The sequence below is a fragment of the Nocardiopsis sp. NRRL B-16309 genome, assembly GCF_001279585.1.
Classification (GTDB): domain Bacteria; phylum Actinomycetota; class Actinomycetes; order Streptosporangiales; family Streptosporangiaceae; genus Nocardiopsis.
Genome location: NZ_LGEC01000103.1, coordinates 180,797 through 195,720 on the forward strand (window position 1 = coordinate 180,797; position 14,924 = coordinate 195,720).

Below are 14,924 nucleotides of genomic sequence, written 5' to 3' on the forward strand. Positions count from 1 at the left end.
CCGCGCCGGGGCCCGCCTCCGGACACGGGGCCGGACCCCGGCACCACTCCCCACCCAGGCGCCGGGGCCCCGCGCGGCGCGCGGGGCCCCGACACGGGGCGGGTACCGCGCGACCGTCAGAGGCGGCAGGCGTAGATGTCGGTGACCAGGATGGCGCGGGCGCCGAGCTCCCAGAGGTCGTCCATGATGCGCTGGGCGTCCTTGCGCGGCACCATCGACCGGACCGCGACCCAGCCCTCGCGGTGCAGCGGCGAGACCGTCGGCCCCTCCATGCCCGGGGTGAGGTCGACCGCCGCCTCCAGGCGCTCGGCGTGCACGTCGTAGTCCATCATCACGTAGTCGCGGGCGACCAGGACGCCGCGCAGCCGCCGCAGCAGCTGCTCGATCTTGGGGTCGTCCCCGGCGTCGCTGGGCCGGATCACGACCGCCTCGGAGACCAGGATCGGCTCGCCGAAGGTCTCCATCCCGGCCTGGCGCAGGGTGGTGCCGGTGGACACGACGTCGGCGACCGCGTCGGCCACGCCGAGCTGGACCGAGCTCTCCACGGCACCGTCCAGGTGGATGACCCGCGCGTCCACGCCCTTCTTCTCCAGGTAGGAGCGCAGGAGTCCGTCGAAGGACGTCGCGATGCGCTTGCCGTCGAGGTCGGAGACCCTCATGTCCGCGCCGCCGGGCGCGGCGAAGCGGAACGTGGACCCGCCGAAGCCGAGGGCGAGGACCTCGTCGACCGGCGCGCCGGAGTCCAGCAGCATGTCACGGCCGGTGATCCCGGCCTGGAGGATGCCCTCACCGACGTAGACGGCGATGTCCTTGGGGCGCAGGAAGAAGAACTCGGTCTCGTTGTCGGGGTCGATCATGACCAGGTCGCGGCTGCTCTTGCGCTGCCGGTACCCGGCCTCGCGCAGCATCTCCACCGCGGGTTCGGACAGCTGGCCCTTGTTGGGCACGGCGATTCTCAACAGGTCGGACATAGGGGTGGCCTTCCTTCGTGGGCTCTGCGTTTCGGGGACGTCCGGTGGGCCGACCCGCGCCGGTGGCGCGGCGGCCTACAAATGCTTGTAGACGTCCTCGAGGCGCAGGCCGCGGGCCAGCATCAGGACCTGGAGGTGGTAGAGGAGCTGCGAGATCTCTTCGGCGGCGTTCTCGTCCGACTCGTACTCGGCGGCCATCCAGACCTCTGCGGCCTCCTCGACGACCTTCTTGCCGATGGCGTGGACGCCGGCGTCGAGTTGGGCGACGGTCCCGGACCCCTCGGGGCGGGAGCGCGCCTTCTCGGACAGCTCGGCGAACAGCTCTTCGAAGGTCTTCATGGTGTCTTTCCTCGACCGACAGTGCGGTACCAGGGTAGGCGCTGCACGGACCCGGCGCCGCACCGGGCGACGGATGTCTCACCATGTGAGAGGGCCCGGGCGCGGCCCGCCGACCGGCGCGCGGCCGGGCGGGTGCCCTCCGGACGCGCCCCCGTCAGGCCATGCGCCGCGCGAGGACCCTGACCAGGCTGCGGGGCAGGACCTTGAGCAGGCCGTCCGCCGTCTTGTACTGGCCGCCCGGGACGACCTTGGAGCGGCCCGCGGACCACGCCCGCAGGGTCTCGCGCACGATCTGCTCCTTGGACACGAACGCGAACTCCGGCAGTCCCTGTTCCTGCACCTTGCGGGTCATGTCCGTGCGCACGAACCCGGGCAGGACCACGGTGACGTCGACGCCCTTGCGCCGGACCTCGGCGGACACGCTCTCGCTCCACAGGGTGACGAACTTCTTGCCGCCGCCGTAGACCGATCCGCCGGGGTTGGCCGCGGGCTCACCGGCCAGCGACGACACGTTGACCACTCCGAGCCGCGCGGTCGCGCCCGCCTCGCGCCGGGCGATCTGGACCGGCAGGACGGCGCGGGCCAACTGCAGGACGGCGCGCACGTTGAGGTCGATCATGGCGTCGATGTCGTCCGGGTCCTGCTCGGCGAAGACACCGCCGTCCCCGCGCCCGGCGTTGTTGACCAGCAGGTCGATGGGCGGGGCGCCGTCCGTGCCGTCCCGCCGCAGGCGGGCGGCGACCGCCTCGACCCCCTCGCGCGTGGCGAGGTCGGCGGGCAGTGTCTCCACGTCCGTGCCGTAGCGCTCGCCGATCTCCCCGGCCAGCGCGTGCAGGATGTCCTCGCGCCGCGCGACCACCACCAGGCCGTATCCGCGCTGGGCCAGGCGGCGGGCGAACTCCTCACCGATCCCGCTGGAGGCGCCGGTGACCAGCGCGGTCCTGGGGGAGGAGGAGTCCTGCGGGATGCTCTGCGCTGCGCTCATGGGCCCAGCGTAGGCCGTGCCGGTCCGGCGCGCCCGTGGGGCCGGGGGCGGGGCCCTTGCCGAACGGGCGCCGTGGCGCGTCCCACACCGCCTCCGACCAGGCCACCGTCCATGAACCGGCAAGGAAACGCCGCGGTGACTCCCCCTGGCGGCCGTCAAGCGCTAGCGTGCCAGTATGTCCGAGACCCAGAGCCCCGCCGGACCATTTTCCGCCCTCCGGCTGGACGAGCGCCTGCGTGACACCAGGTTGTTCTTCAGCCAGGCGCTGCGGACCTTCCACGCGACCGGTTCCATCGTGCCGAGCAGCCGGGCGCTGGCCGACGCGCTGGCCGAGTTCGTCCGCGAGCGCCCCGACCCCGCACAGCCACTGCGCATCCTGGAGGCCGGCGCCGGAACCGGCGCGATCAGCCGCGGGATCGCCGCCGCCATGATCCCGGGCGACAGCGTCGACCTGGTCGAGGCCAATCCCGAGTTCGCCGCCTACCTGGAGGGGCTGCTCACGACCGATCCCGAGCTGTCGCGGATCGCCGACAGCGCCCGGGTCCACGCCAAGCTCGTCAACGAGATGGGCCCGGACCGCCGCTACGACGCGATCGTCTCCGGTCTGCCGTTCGCCAACTTCACCGCCGACGAGGTCACGGAGATCCTCGACTACTACTTCGAGGTCCTCGAACCGGGCGGCACCCTGTCCTTCTACGGCTACCTGTACACCAAGGAGGTCAAGGCGGTCATCGCCCGGCGCGAGGACTACCTCCGCCAGGCGCGCACCAGCTGGGTCGTCCAGGACTGGATCGACCGCTACGGCATCCGCACCGACACGGTGTTCGCCAACATCCCGCCCGCGTGGGTGCACCACCTGCGCAAACCGGTCTGACCGTCGGGGCCCGCCCACGCGCGGCGGGCCCCGCCTACTCCGGCACGGCCCCCGACTCGATCCGGGCGACGGCGGCCCGCACGGCGGCCGTGTACTCGTGGTCGAAGAGGACGTCACGCAGGCCCGAGCCCGCCGCGTGGCGCACCCGCTCGTCCCGGGCGAGCCGTGCGCGCAGCCGGGGCAGGGCCTCCCGCGCCCCCGCACCCATCCGCGCGAGGATCCGGACCGTCCGCAACGCGTCGACGCCGTGGCGGCCGTCCAGGTACGGACCGGCCATGATCCGGCGCAGCGCCCCGTCGCGCTCCCCGGCGACCCGCCACAGCGCCAGCAGCGCCCACGGCCCGGACCGGCCGGACTCGGGCACGCCCTCCCGGACCGCCGCGGCGTGGCGGGCAGCCGGTGGGCCGATCTCCCCGAGCAGCCGCAGCCCGGTGGCGGTGAACCGCTCGTCCGGCAGCGAGTCGAACAGCTCCAGCACGGTGTCGGCGTCACCGGTCATCCGCCAGTACGCGTAGAGCGCGTCCCGCCGTGTGAGGCCGTCGAGCACCTCCCCGCCCCGGGCTCGGTCCAGGACCGGCCCGGCGTGGACGGAGGCTGCCGGACCGATGGCCGCCAGCGCCTCCAGGGCCAGCTGCGGATGGCGCAGGTCTCGCACGGCGTCCGCCAGCTCGGGGGCCAGGGGCGCCGCAGCCTCGCCCCAGGCGCCGAGGGCGCCCACCACGGCGGCCCGCTCGTCCTCGTCGCGGTCGGACCGCAGCAGGCTCCGGAGCGTCGGTACGAGGTCGTCGGCGAACGCCGCCAGGGTGCCCAGCAGGTCGGCGAGGTGCGGACCGAGGGACCAGCCGTCGGCGTAGCCGCGCTGACGGGGGAAACCGAATCCGACGTCCGCGCGCTCGCCCAGCAGACCGACCACGCGGTCGTCGCCCAGGCGCGCCAGGGCGTACAGGGCGTGGTTCGCGTCCTCGCCCGGCGGCCCCCCGGCGAGTAGGGCCAGGCGGTCGGCCCACGGGGCGACGGCCGCAGGGCCGCACACGGCCAGGACCAGGGCCGCACGGGAGCGCACGTGCTCCTCCGGGTCCGCCAGCAGTCCGGCCAGGGCCGGCGCCCATCGCCCCTCGGCCGACCGCAGCGCGGCGACCAGGTCGGCGACGCCGTTGAGCCCCGCCTGGCGCAGGTGCGCGGTCGCCCCGCCGAGCATCCGCCCGGCCAGGTCGCCGTGCCCGGCCGGGTCGCCCCCGAACGCGCGCAGCAGCCAGTTCGGGGCGAAGGCCGCGACATGCTCCCGTGTCGCGGGATCGTGGCGACGGGCCGCGGCCCACAGCGGCGCCTCCTCGCGTGCCAGCCCCTCCACCGCCTCGTGCGCCAGGCGCAGGCCGTCGGGGAATGCCGGTGCCAGCACGTCCGTGCTCAGGAGCACCGTCCGCTCGTCCGGACTTCCGAACCGTGCCCGGTCGACGAGCCAGCTCACGGCGGGCGCGGGAACGCCGTCCACGGCCGGGCGCGGCGCACCGGGCGCGGTGTCGTGGAACGCCTCCCCGTCGGGGTGCCGGTCCAGGAGGTCCGCGGCGTCGGCCAGCAGGGTGAGCCGGGTGAGCGGGTCCTCCTCCCGCCGCCACCGCCCGTGCAGGGCGCTCAGCACCCGAGCGGCGTCGCCCACGGCCCAGGAGAGGACGTCGGCGGCCTCGCGCCGGAGGAGCGCGTCCGGGTCGTCGAGCAGCCCCTCCAGGCAGGGCACCTGCGCGCTCAGAGCGGCGGGCCAGTCGGCGTGGACGTACTCGGGGTCACACTCGACGGCGTCCACGACGAGCTGGAACACCAGGTCGAGGGTGTCGCGCCGGACCTGCCGCGCGCGCCCGGCGTCGGCGACAAGGGCGACCAGGAAGGGCAGCACGGCGGGCGCGGCACCGCAGATCCCTCCCCCCTGGTGGAACACGGCGGCGTCGAGGTCGCCGATCGCCGCCAGGGCGGCGTCCTCGTCGGCTCCGAAGGCCGCGGCCAGCAGTCCCGGCACGTCGTCGGCGGTCCCGTAGGCGTGCCGCAGCGTGTCCCACGGCACGTCGGCCAGACCGGTGGGCGGAGGGAGGGGATCGGGCGCCGGTTCGATCATCACGGAATCCTTACCGGTCGGCGGTTCTCCCCGGATGGGACCGTGCACCGCCGTGCCCGGATTCCCCCCTATGAGTGATTTCCATCACATGCGCTCAGCGGCCCGGGGAGCGCAGGTCGCGGGTAGTCTCGCGTTGACTTCTTGTGGACCGGAGCTTTGCCCCGGCGACCGGTAGGCCCGGTGTGTCGGCATCCGCACCCAAAGCTCCCCATATCTGCCCAAGGTCCCATGGAGTACATCCCGCGCCACAAGCCCTGGATCCACGTTGTGCACACCCATGAGATGTGAACCACCCATCGGCGCGCGGAGTCCTAATTCTCATCGATTCCCCAGGTCACCTTGGACCGACGGAGGAGGCAACGTGACGCTCACCCACGCGGTCGAGGCGAGTCCGGCGGCAGCGCCGGAGACGTCCGGCACGGCTCCCGAAGCCCTGCCACTGGACGTGCGCCGACGCGTGTCGGCGTTGGCCCGCTCCTCCAACCTGCTCGTGACCTGTGACTACGACGGCGCCCTGGCCCCCACGGACGCCTCCGCCTCGCGGCCCCTCCCCCAGGCGGTCCGCGCGCTGCGCGACCTGGCCGAGCTGCCCGGCACCACCTGCGCCGTCATCTCCGCCCGCCCCCTGGCCGACCTGGCGACCCTGTCGCGCCTGCCCGCCGAGATCCACCTCATCGGCTCCCACGGCACCGACTACGACACCACCCTGGACCGACCCCTCCAGGCCGCCGACAAGGCCACCGCGCTGGAGCAGCTCCGCGACCAGGTCGAGGCGACCGCCACGTGCTACCTCGGCGGGGGCCACGGCGAGGAGCCGGTCTTCCTGCGCCTGAACGGACCCGACACCGGCATCCGTGTCGGGAGCGAGCCCACGGTGGCCGCCCACCGCGTCGCGGACACCCCCGCCGCCGCCCAGCTCCTCACCGCCCTGGCCGCCGAGCGCCGCGCCTGGGTCTTCGGGGAGCGCCCCACCCCCATCGAGCGCATGAGCCTGCTGTCCAACCAGGCCGCCGTCGCGCTCGTGGGCCCCGACGCGCGCCTGGCCTGGTTCTGCCACCCCGAGCCCGACTCCCCCGCCGTGTTCGCCGAGGTCCTCGGCGGCCGCAGCGCCGGCGTGTTCGCCATCGCCCCCGCCCACGGCGGACGCCCCCTGGGCCAGCGCTACGAGGCCGGCACGATGACCGTGCGCACCCGCTTCTCCCGGCTGGAGACCACCGACTACCTCGCCCGCAACGAGACCGCCGGGCGCACCGACCTCGTGCGCGTGGTGTCCGGCGTGGTCCCGGCCACCGTGGAGTTCGCCCCCCGCCCCGACTTCGGCCGCGCGCCCGTGCGCCTGGTCCCCGTCCAGGACGGCCTGCTCGTGGAGGGCGGCGACTTCCCGATGGCGCTCTTCTCGCCCGGGGTGGACTGGCACATCAGCGGCGACGGCACCCACGACACCGCCCGCGCCACCGTCCACCCCACCTCCGAGCGGCCCGTCGTGCTCGAACTGCGCTGCGGCACCAGCGACACCGCACCGAGCCGGACCGGCGAGCCGGAGCGCCGCCGGGCCACCCACGAGCACTGGACCGACTGGGTGCGCGGCCTGGACCTGCCGGTCACCGCCCGCGACCTGGCCCAGCGCTCCGCGCTGACCCTGCGGGGGCTGTGCACCCCCACCGGCGGGGTGATGGCCGCCGCGACCACCTCCCTGCCCGAGGAGATCGGCGGGGTCCGCAACTGGGACTACCGGTACTGCTGGCTGCGCGACGGCGCCCTGACCGTCCAGTCCCTGGTCTCCCTGGGTTCGACCGCCGAGGCCGAGCGGTTCCTGGACTGGGTGCACGACGTGGTCGCCGCCCTGCCCGGCCCCGAGCTGCTGCGCCCCCTGTACAGCCTGCGCGGCACCGACCTGGGCCCGGAGGAGGTCATCGAGACGCTGTCCGGCTACGCGGGCTCCCGGCCCGTGCGGGTCGGCAACCTCGCCGACCACCAGGTGCAGCTGGACGTGTTCGGCCCCATCGTCGAACTCATCACCCACCTGTCCGCGGCACGCGGGCACCTGGCCGACCGGGACTGGGACCTGGTGGAGCAGATGTGCGCCGCCGTCGCCCGTCGCTGGGACGAGCCCGACCACGGCATCTGGGAGGAGCGCGACGAGCCGCGCCAGCGCGTCTACTCCAAGGTGATGTGCTGGGTGAGCCTGGACCGCGCCCTGGCCCTGGCCGCCGACTACGGGCGCGAGGCCGACCCCGCCTGGGCCGGACTGCGCGAGCGGATCTCGGCGGAGGTGCTGGAGTCGGGGTGGAACGAGCAGGCGCAGGCCTACACCACCGCCTACGACGGCACCGACCTGGACGCGGCGTCGCTGCACATCGGGCTGTCCGGGATGATCGACCCCTCCGACGAGCGCTTCCAGGCGACCGTGACGGCGATCGAGGCCCAGCTGCGCAGCGGCCCCACGGTCTACCGCTACCACCGCGACGACGGCCTGCCCGGCGGCGAGGGCGGCTTCCACCTGTGCACGACGTGGCTGATCGAGGCCTACGTGCTGACCGGGCGGCGGGCCGAGGCCGAGGAGCTGTTCAAGCACCTGGTGGACTGCGCCGGGCCGACGGGGCTGATCCCGGAGGAGTACGACCCGGTCACCGAGCGGGCCCTGGGCAACCACCCGCAGGCGTACTCGCACCTGGGCCTGATCCGCTGCGCCCAGCTCCTGGACCGGGACCTGTAGCGGCGGCCACCGCGGCCGCGCCGCCCGCGCGGACCCTCCGGACCCGTCGTCCGCGGGGTTCGCGGGGTCCGCGTTCCAGGTGGTTCGTCACACCCTGCCGGTAGGGTGCTGCCACAGCACCCGCCGGAGGGACCCCAGGATGGCCACGACCGACACCGTCTTGACACGGCGGGCGCTCAACCGCGCGACCCTCGACCGCCAACTGCTCCTGCGCCGCGTCGACCGCCCCGTCGCCGACGTGGTGAGCCACCTCGTCGGCCTCCAGGCGCAGACGACCCACTCCTGGTACGTCGGCCTGCAGAGCCGCGTCGCGTCGCTCTCCCCGCACGAGGTCGGCCGCCGGCTGACCGAGGGGGAGCTGGTCCGCGTCTCGCTGATGCGCTCCACCCTCCACCTGGTCACCGCCCATGACTGCCGCACCCTGCGCGCCACCGTGCAGACCGCCATGGACCGGGACCTCGCCCACAGCAGCCACGGGAAGACCACCGGCGGCATCGACCACGACGCCGTCGTCGCGGCCGGGCGCGCGCACCTGGAGAAGCGGCCGCTCACGGCCAAGGAACTGGGCGCGCTGCTCGCCGAGGAGTGGCCGGACGTCCCCGCCGCCGACCTCGCCTACGTCGTGCGCAACCGGCTGCCCGTCGTCCAGGTGCCCCCGCGCGGGGTGTGGGGCGCCTCCGGGCCGCCCGCGCTCGCGCCCGCCGACAGCTGGACCGGCCTGGCCATGGACGCCCCCGCCGACCCGGACGGCCTCGTCCTGCGCTACCTGGCCGCGTTCGGCCCGGCCGGGGTCAAGGACGTGCAGGCCTGGTCCGGGCTGACCCGCCTGCGCGAGGTGGTCGACCGGCTGCGCGACCGGCTCGTGGTGCTGCGCACCGAGGACGGCGCCGAGCTCTTCGACCTGCCCGACGCGCCGCGCCCCGATCCCGACACCCCGGCGCCCGTCCGCTTCCTCTACGACTTCGACAACCTGCTGCGCGGCCACGCCGACCGGAGCCGCGTCATCTCCGCCGAAGATCTCAAGCGCATCACGACCCGCAACGGGATGCCGCCGTCGACCGTCCTGGTGGACGGGCGGGTCCGCGCCTCGTGGAAGGTCGTCGGGAAGGGAGCGGCCACCGCCGTCGAGGTCGTCCCGTTCGCCCCGATCACGGGAACGGACGCCGAGGAGGTGACGGCCGAGGGACTGCGGCTGCTGGAGTTCCTGGCACCGGACGCCGAGGACCGCGAGGTCCGTTTCGTGTCCGGACCGTGACGTCGGCGCGGCCCGCGCCGACCGTGCGGTCCGGGCTGGCCGGGCTCGTGTCCGGTCCCGCCCTCGACCGTGACACTTCGGGACGTGTACCCATGTATCCGAACGCGGACGATACGTGAGGATATGGAAGGATTCACGGGTGACTGATGAGTTCCGCGCCGCGTTCCAACGTGTGCTCGACACCGCCGCAAGCCAGGCACCCGACTTTCCGGACGCCGTGCACGACGTGTTCCGGCTGTCCTCCCACGTGCCGACGGACGAACTCTCCATCGCCATGGAAGCCCTGACCCCTGTCCTGAGCGACTGCGAACCGGCCGCGGGCATCGCCGCCGACCTCGCGGTCCTGGCGGGCGCCCTGGTCGAGTCCGGGGCACCCGCGGGCGAGGTCGGGCTGGAGGTCCTGCGGCAGCTCGGACGCTACGGCCAGGCCGCCGTGGCGTTCATGCACGCCTGGGACAAGACCGGCGGCGGACCGCTCCCCGGACCCACCGAGGTGGGCGAGTCGGAGGAGACCCGCGTCGAGGAGGTCCTCGGCGAGAACGCGCCGCTGGCGACCGTCGGCTGGTGGACCTCGCTGCGCTACGGGCTGGCCGCCAAGGCGATGCTGGGCGACGCCGAGGTGCGCGCCGCCGTGCGCGCGGACGCCAGCGCGCTGGACGGGCTCGGCCAGATCGTGCAGGCGCTCTCGACCCACCTCAGCGAGTTCCGCGAGGTCGGCGAACTCCTGCGGATGGCCGAGGCGGACACGGCGCTGGTCCTGGAGCGCGCCTCCCAGCGGGGCTTCCGCATCCGCTTCGACGGCATCGGCGACAACTTCCAGCTGCACACCCTGCTCGCGGACGCGCTCATCGGCAAGGAGGGCCGCATGCTCGCGGGCACCCGGCCCGACCCGCGGTGGACCGCCGCCTGCCTGGACGCGCCCGCCGACCCCCTGGCCGACGTCGTCGAGGGCGAGTGGGACCTGGTCGGCGGCGACGGCACCTGGGTGGGCAACGAGGCCGTCCCGGGCGACATCCCCGTGGTGGACGGCGAGCGCGTGCTGGTCCTGGAGGCCCAGTCGCTCTCGCACTCCTGGCGGGCCGGACGCCGGCACCCGCACATCCCGGGGTCGCTGTCGGTCGTCTCCGAACTGCCCTCCGACCAGGCCCACGCCTGGTGGGCGCGGCTGCACCCGGCCGGGTCGGTGCGCCACCCGCTCGCGACACCGATCGAGCACGACGACACCGGAGCGCACCGACCGCCCCGGCACTTCGGGGTGGCGGCGCACTTCGCCGAGGTGGACTCCGGCCCGATGTCGGCCCCGTTCCCGGAAGCGGGCCTCGACGCCGAACCCGATTCCTCGTTCGGCTCGGAGTTCGCGGGCGGCCCGGAGTCCGGCTCCGGGTTCACGGGGTTGACGGGCGGCTCTGAGCCCGGCTCCGGCTTCACAAGCGGCTCGGAGTCCGGCACCGGGTTCACGGGCGGCTCGGAGCCTGGCTCCGGCTTCACGGGCGGCGGGCAGCCCGAGTACGACACCGGATTCGACGCGGCCGGAGCCGACGCCGCCCCACCGGCCGCGGACGCTCCCGTGTTCCCGTCAGAGCCGCCACAGGACGACGCGCCCTCCGGTCCGCGGCAGCCGTGGGGCGTCCCGCGGGACTTCCTGGAGGAACTCGCCCGCGGGCCCGAGCCCGCGCCCGGGCGGGCCCCGGAACCGGACCCCGGAACGGCGGCGCATCCGTGGGCGGACGACCCCCTCCCCGACGTGGCGCCCTTCCCCGGATTCGTCCCGGACAGCGCCGACGAGGCGCCCGCGCTCCCCGAGTCCGCCCCCGCGGAGCACGAGGAGCCCCCGGCCCTGCCGACCGGTCCCTCCCGACCCGCCCCGGGCGCCCGGCTGCTCCCGCCGATGCCTCCCGGTGTCTCGGACAGCAGCACCTGGGCGCCGGACTGGAAGTGGCCGCTGCCGCCCCGGAACGGACGGGACGGTTCCGGCCCCGGCTCCTCCGACGGCGGATGACAGTTGTCATGCCGCGAACGCTGAACCGCTCACACGGGCCCGGTGACGACTGCGACTACCGGCCTCCACACCGACACGGGACTCTGGGGACATGACGACGCAGCCGCACGGCGCCAGCCGCGACACCGCCGACACGGACGGGCCCCCTCCGGCGAGCGCCGACGCCCCCGCCACCCTCCCGGAGGCCGCCGACACCTCCGCGGCCGCCACGGACTCCGGCGGACCGCTCTCCCCCGAGGAGGAGAGGCGCCGGGAGAAGGAGCGCAAGGAGGAGGAGGCCATGGCCGCCCTGCGCGCGATCAAGCCGTGGGAGGGCGCGGCGACCCGGCAGGACAAGGCGCTCCTGGCCGCGTTCATCGTGATCCCCGCCGTCTTCCTGGCGCTCACCCCGCTCAAGCCCCTCCTGATCGCCGACCACCCGGTGGGCCTGGCCATGCTGACCGGCAGCAACGCCGCCATCGGCGCCGCGTCGGCCTTCGCGAGCATCGGCGAGATCCCGCTGTGGCTGGTCCTGTGCGCGGGCGTCTTCGGCAAGATCAAGGTCGACTGGCTCTTCTGGTGGCTGGGGCGCCGCTGGGGGCGGGGCATCGTCAACCTGCTCACGCCCAGCGAGCGCGCCCGGCGCCTCGCGGACCGGGTGCGCGACGCGAACCCGTGGTGGATCCGGGGCGCGGTCCTCATCTCCTACGTGCCCGGCGTCCCCGCCGCCCTCGTGCTCGTGGTCGCCGGCTGGACCGGCATGCGGCTGCGGACGTTCATGGTCCTGGACGCGTGCGGCGCCCTGCTGATGACCGGCGTCGTCGCCGCCGCGGGCTACGCCGCCGGGCAGGCCGGGGTCGACATCATCCTCACCGTGGACCGCTACGCCCTCTGGATCACCCTCGCCATCATCTTCGCCATGGCGTTCGCGCCGGTGATCCGCCAGAGCATCCGCACCAAGGCCGCCGAGCGGGCCCGCGCGCAGGAGGCGGCGGGCACCACGGACGCGGAGAGCGCGGAGAGCGAGGAGGACGCGGCGAGCCCCGCCGGACCGGCCGCCGCCGCGGACGAGTCGGTTCCCAAGGACGCGAAGGACGCCACGGCTCGCACGGAGGGCACGAAGGCCGCCGCCGAGACCGCGTCCTGACGCGCCTCCCCCGCCCCGGCCGGAAAGTCGCACCGATGGTGTCCCCGGTCACACGCCCGAGTGGGACCCGCGACTAAGCTGGCCTTCGGCAATCCGACACCCCGGGCAAGCCGGCTGCACTGGGTGCGTCACAAACACACTCTGGGAGATCCCGTCATGGGACAACAACACTTCGATCTCGTCGTCCTGGGCGCTGGTCCGGGCGGCTACGTCGCCGCGATCCGGGCGTCCCAGCTCGGTCTCAGGACGGCCGTCATCGAGGAGAAGTACTGGGGCGGGGTCTGCCTCAACGTGGGCTGCATCCCCTCCAAGGCGCTGCTGCGCAACGCCGAGCTCGCCCACCTGTTCTCCCATGACGCCGACTACTTCGGCATCAAGGTCGACGGCAAGGTGGAGTTCGACTACGGCAAGGCCCACAGCCGCAGCCGCGAGGTGGCCGACGGCCGTGTCAAGGGCGTCCACTTCCTCATGAAGAAGAACAAGATCACCGAGATCCACGGGCGCGGCACCTTCACCGACGACCGCACGATCGAGGTCAAGGGCGAGGACGGCTCCACCGAGACCGTCACCTTCGACCACGCGGTGCTCGCGACCGGCTCCTCCACCAAGCTGCTGCCGGGCACCACCCTGTCCGAGCGGGTCGTCACCTACGAGGAGCAGATCCTCAGCGACACCCTGCCGGAGAGCATCGTCATCGCCGGCGCCGGGGCGATCGGGGTCGAGTTCGCCTACGTCCTGGCCAACTACGGCGTCGACGTCACCGTCGTGGAGTTCCTCGACCGCCTCGTCCCGCTGGAGGACGAGGAGGTCTCCAAGGAGCTGGCCAAGGCCTACAAGAAGCTCGGCGTGAAGGTCATGACCTCCACCCGGGTGGAGTCCGTCGAGGACACCGGCACGAACGTCCGCGTCACCGTCGCGACCACCGACGGGAAGCAGCAGACGCTGGAGGCCGACAAGCTGCTCCAGGCGATCGGCTTCGCGCCCAACGTCGAGGGCTTCGGCCTGGACCGGACCGGGGTCCGGCTCACCGAGCGCGGCGCGGTCGAGATCGACTCCCGCGGCCGCACGAGCGTCCCGCACATCTTCGCCATCGGCGACGTCACCGCCAAGCTGATGCTCGCGCACACCGCCGAGGCCATGGGCATCGTCGCCGTGGAGACCATCGCGGACGCCGAGACCCAGGAGATCGACTACCGGTTCATCCCGCGCGCCACCTACTGCCAGCCGCAGATCGCCAGCTTCGGCTACTCCGAGGCCGAGGCCCGCGAGGCCGGGTACGACGTCCAGGTCGCCAAGTTCCCGTTCATGGCCAACGGCAAGTCGCACGGCATCGGCGACACCCGCGGGTTCGTCAAGATCATCTCCGACGGCAGGTACGGCGAGTTCCTGGGCGCCCACATGATCGGCCCGGACGTGACCGAACTCCTGCCCGAGCTCACGCTGGCCCAGCAGTGGGACCTGACCGTCCACGAGGTGGCGCGCAACATCCACGCCCACCCCACGCTCAGCGAGGCGGTCAAGGAGGCCGTGCACGGTCTGGCCGGGCACATGATCAACTTCTAGCCGGGCGGGAGCGGATCGGGGGCGGACGGGGAGCGGACGCGCGTCGGTGGGACACCGGGGAACTTGCTAAGTTGCCCAGTGTCCCCCGCCGGAAGCCCTCCCCGTCCGGCCCTCCCCGAACCGAAAGCCACCCATGCGACTCATCCCGTCCAAGCCCCTGTCGTGCCTGGGCACGGCCGTCGTCGCCGCCGTCGTCGGCGGTTTCGTTCTCGTCGGCTGCGACGTGGTCGACCTCGACGAACTCGGCGACTTCGGCGGCGTCGACGACATCGACATGAGCCTCCCGGGCGGCGAGGCGGATCCGGACGCCAGCGCCTCCCCCGAGGACGAGGAAGAGGAGGCCGCTTCCGCCTACGGCCTTCCGGAGTCCTGCGAGGCGGCGGGCGCCGCCGAGGTCGTCGGCGACCTGGCCCCCGGCCCCGTGCTCGCCGAGGAGTCCGGCGCCGTCGAGGGGATCGACGGCGCCGAGCAGCTGACGTGCTCCTTCAGCGACGGGAGCACCGAGCCGGGGACGCCCGTGTTCACCCTCGTGTTCACCTCGAACGCCGACCCCAGCGCCAACCCGGACGTCGTCCAGGTGCCCGGCGCGGAGGCGGAGATGAACTGGGAGGTGGACGTCGACGTGGACGTGGACACCTACGAGAACGACGACACCGACGAACTGGGCGGCGGCCTGGAGTACGTGGGGACCGTCGACGGCTCCAGCCGCCAGCTCTTCCTGTCCCTGCCCGGCGACTTCCACGTGGCCGCGATCGCCTTCGGCGAGGACGTGGCGCGCGAGGACCTGGAGCGGGTGGTGATGACGGCCGCCGAACGCGTGCGCGGCTGAGCCTCCCACGCCCTCGACGCCCGCCGCACGGGCTCGGCCGGGGCTCCTGGCGGGCGGGACGGCGACCCCCGCCGTCCCGCCCGGCTCGCGCACCCGCCGGCGGCGCCGCCTCCTCCCGCGCGGCCCTGGGCCCCCTCCGCGCCTCCGCGGCCCCCTCGGG

At 73.9% G+C, this 14,924-nt stretch carries 11 protein-coding genes; 7 read left to right on the forward strand and 4 right to left on the reverse strand.

Annotation, left to right across the window (positions count from 1 at the left end):
* Positions 1–116: 116 nt before the first annotated feature.
* The 3 genes from hisG to ADL05_RS23970 form a co-directional block, all read right to left on the reverse strand.
* A complete protein-coding gene (gene hisG / locus ADL05_RS23960; RefSeq protein WP_053619262.1) occupies positions 117–971 on the reverse strand; it encodes an ATP phosphoribosyltransferase in 855 nt (284 codons plus the stop codon).
* A gap of 75 nt (positions 972–1,046) precedes the next feature.
* Positions 1,047–1,310 (reverse strand): phosphoribosyl-ATP diphosphatase, encoded by a 264-nt coding sequence (locus tag ADL05_RS23965; protein WP_053619263.1) that lies wholly within the window; start codon positions 1,308–1,310, stop codon positions 1,047–1,049.
* A 154-nt stretch (positions 1,311–1,464) separates the two neighbouring features.
* Complete coding sequence (locus ADL05_RS23970) at positions 1,465–2,295, reverse strand: SDR family oxidoreductase (protein ID WP_197285912.1); 831 nt, start codon at positions 2,293–2,295, stop codon at positions 1,465–1,467.
* Positions 2,296–2,470: 175 nt separating this feature from the next.
* Between ADL05_RS23970 and ADL05_RS23975 the strand changes: the two genes are divergently transcribed.
* Positions 2,471–3,169, forward strand: coding sequence for a class I SAM-dependent methyltransferase (locus ADL05_RS23975; protein ID WP_053619264.1), 699 nt, complete (start codon positions 2,471–2,473; stop codon positions 3,167–3,169).
* A gap of 34 nt (positions 3,170–3,203) precedes the next feature.
* Here ADL05_RS23975 and ADL05_RS23980 read toward each other — a convergent pair whose 3' ends face one another.
* Complete coding sequence (locus ADL05_RS23980; protein WP_053619265.1) at positions 3,204–5,276, reverse strand: hypothetical protein; 2,073 nt, start codon at positions 5,274–5,276, stop codon at positions 3,204–3,206.
* 361 nt (positions 5,277–5,637) lie between these two features.
* On the opposite strand from ADL05_RS23980, the gene ADL05_RS23985 reads away from it, so the two are divergent.
* From ADL05_RS23985 to ADL05_RS24010, 6 genes are all read left to right on the forward strand, one after another.
* Positions 5,638–7,992 carry a trehalase-like domain-containing protein gene (locus tag ADL05_RS23985; protein ID WP_197285913.1) on the forward strand — a complete coding sequence of 785 codons (2,355 nt, stop codon included), beginning with the start codon at positions 5,638–5,640 and terminating at the stop codon, positions 7,990–7,992.
* Between the two features lie 139 nt (positions 7,993–8,131).
* Positions 8,132–9,247: a winged helix DNA-binding domain-containing protein gene (locus ADL05_RS23990; protein WP_053619266.1), complete on the forward strand. Its 1,116-nt coding sequence runs from the start codon at positions 8,132–8,134 to the stop codon at positions 9,245–9,247.
* A gap of 139 nt (positions 9,248–9,386) precedes the next feature.
* Positions 9,387–11,246: a hypothetical protein gene (locus tag ADL05_RS23995; protein ID WP_053619267.1), complete on the forward strand. Its 1,860-nt coding sequence runs from the start codon at positions 9,387–9,389 to the stop codon at positions 11,244–11,246.
* A 91-nt stretch (positions 11,247–11,337) separates the two neighbouring features.
* Positions 11,338–12,372 (forward strand): DedA family protein, encoded by a 1,035-nt coding sequence (locus tag ADL05_RS24000; RefSeq protein ID WP_082376828.1) that lies wholly within the window; start codon positions 11,338–11,340, stop codon positions 12,370–12,372.
* Positions 12,373–12,528: 156 nt separating this feature from the next.
* On the forward strand, positions 12,529–13,935 hold the full coding sequence (gene lpdA / locus ADL05_RS24005) for a dihydrolipoyl dehydrogenase (RefSeq protein WP_053619268.1): 1,407 nt from the start codon (positions 12,529–12,531) through the stop codon (positions 13,933–13,935).
* A gap of 133 nt (positions 13,936–14,068) precedes the next feature.
* Positions 14,069–14,764 carry a hypothetical protein gene (locus ADL05_RS24010; protein WP_053619269.1) on the forward strand — a complete coding sequence of 232 codons (696 nt, stop codon included), beginning with the start codon at positions 14,069–14,071 and terminating at the stop codon, positions 14,762–14,764.
* Positions 14,765–14,924 lie beyond the last annotated feature (160 nt).

Bases quoted from the DNA above. Each gene is read 5' to 3' on its own strand.
- ADL05_RS23965 (WP_053619263.1), bottom strand. From the start codon at position 1,310: ATGAAGACCTTCGAAGAGCTGTTCGCCGAGCTGTCCGAGAAGGCGCGC.
- ADL05_RS23975 (WP_053619264.1), top strand. From the start codon at position 2,471: ATGTCCGAGACCCAGAGCCCCGCCGGACCATTTTCCGCCCTCCGGCTG.
- ADL05_RS24000 (WP_082376828.1), top strand. From the start codon at position 11,338: ATGACGACGCAGCCGCACGGCGCCAGCCGCGACACCGCCGACACGGAC.
- hisG (WP_053619262.1), bottom strand. From the start codon at position 971: ATGTCCGACCTGTTGAGAATCGCCGTGCCCAACAAGGGCCAGCTGTCC.
- lpdA (WP_053619268.1), top strand. From the start codon at position 12,529: ATGGGACAACAACACTTCGATCTCGTCGTCCTGGGCGCTGGTCCGGGC.
- ADL05_RS23980 (WP_053619265.1), bottom strand. From the start codon at position 5,276: ATGATCGAACCGGCGCCCGATCCCCTCCCTCCGCCCACCGGTCTGGCC.
- ADL05_RS23990 (WP_053619266.1), top strand. From the start codon at position 8,132: ATGGCCACGACCGACACCGTCTTGACACGGCGGGCGCTCAACCGCGCG.
- ADL05_RS23970 (WP_197285912.1), bottom strand. From the start codon at position 2,295: ATGAGCGCAGCGCAGAGCATCCCGCAGGACTCCTCCTCCCCCAGGACC.
- ADL05_RS24010 (WP_053619269.1), top strand. From the start codon at position 14,069: ATGCGACTCATCCCGTCCAAGCCCCTGTCGTGCCTGGGCACGGCCGTC.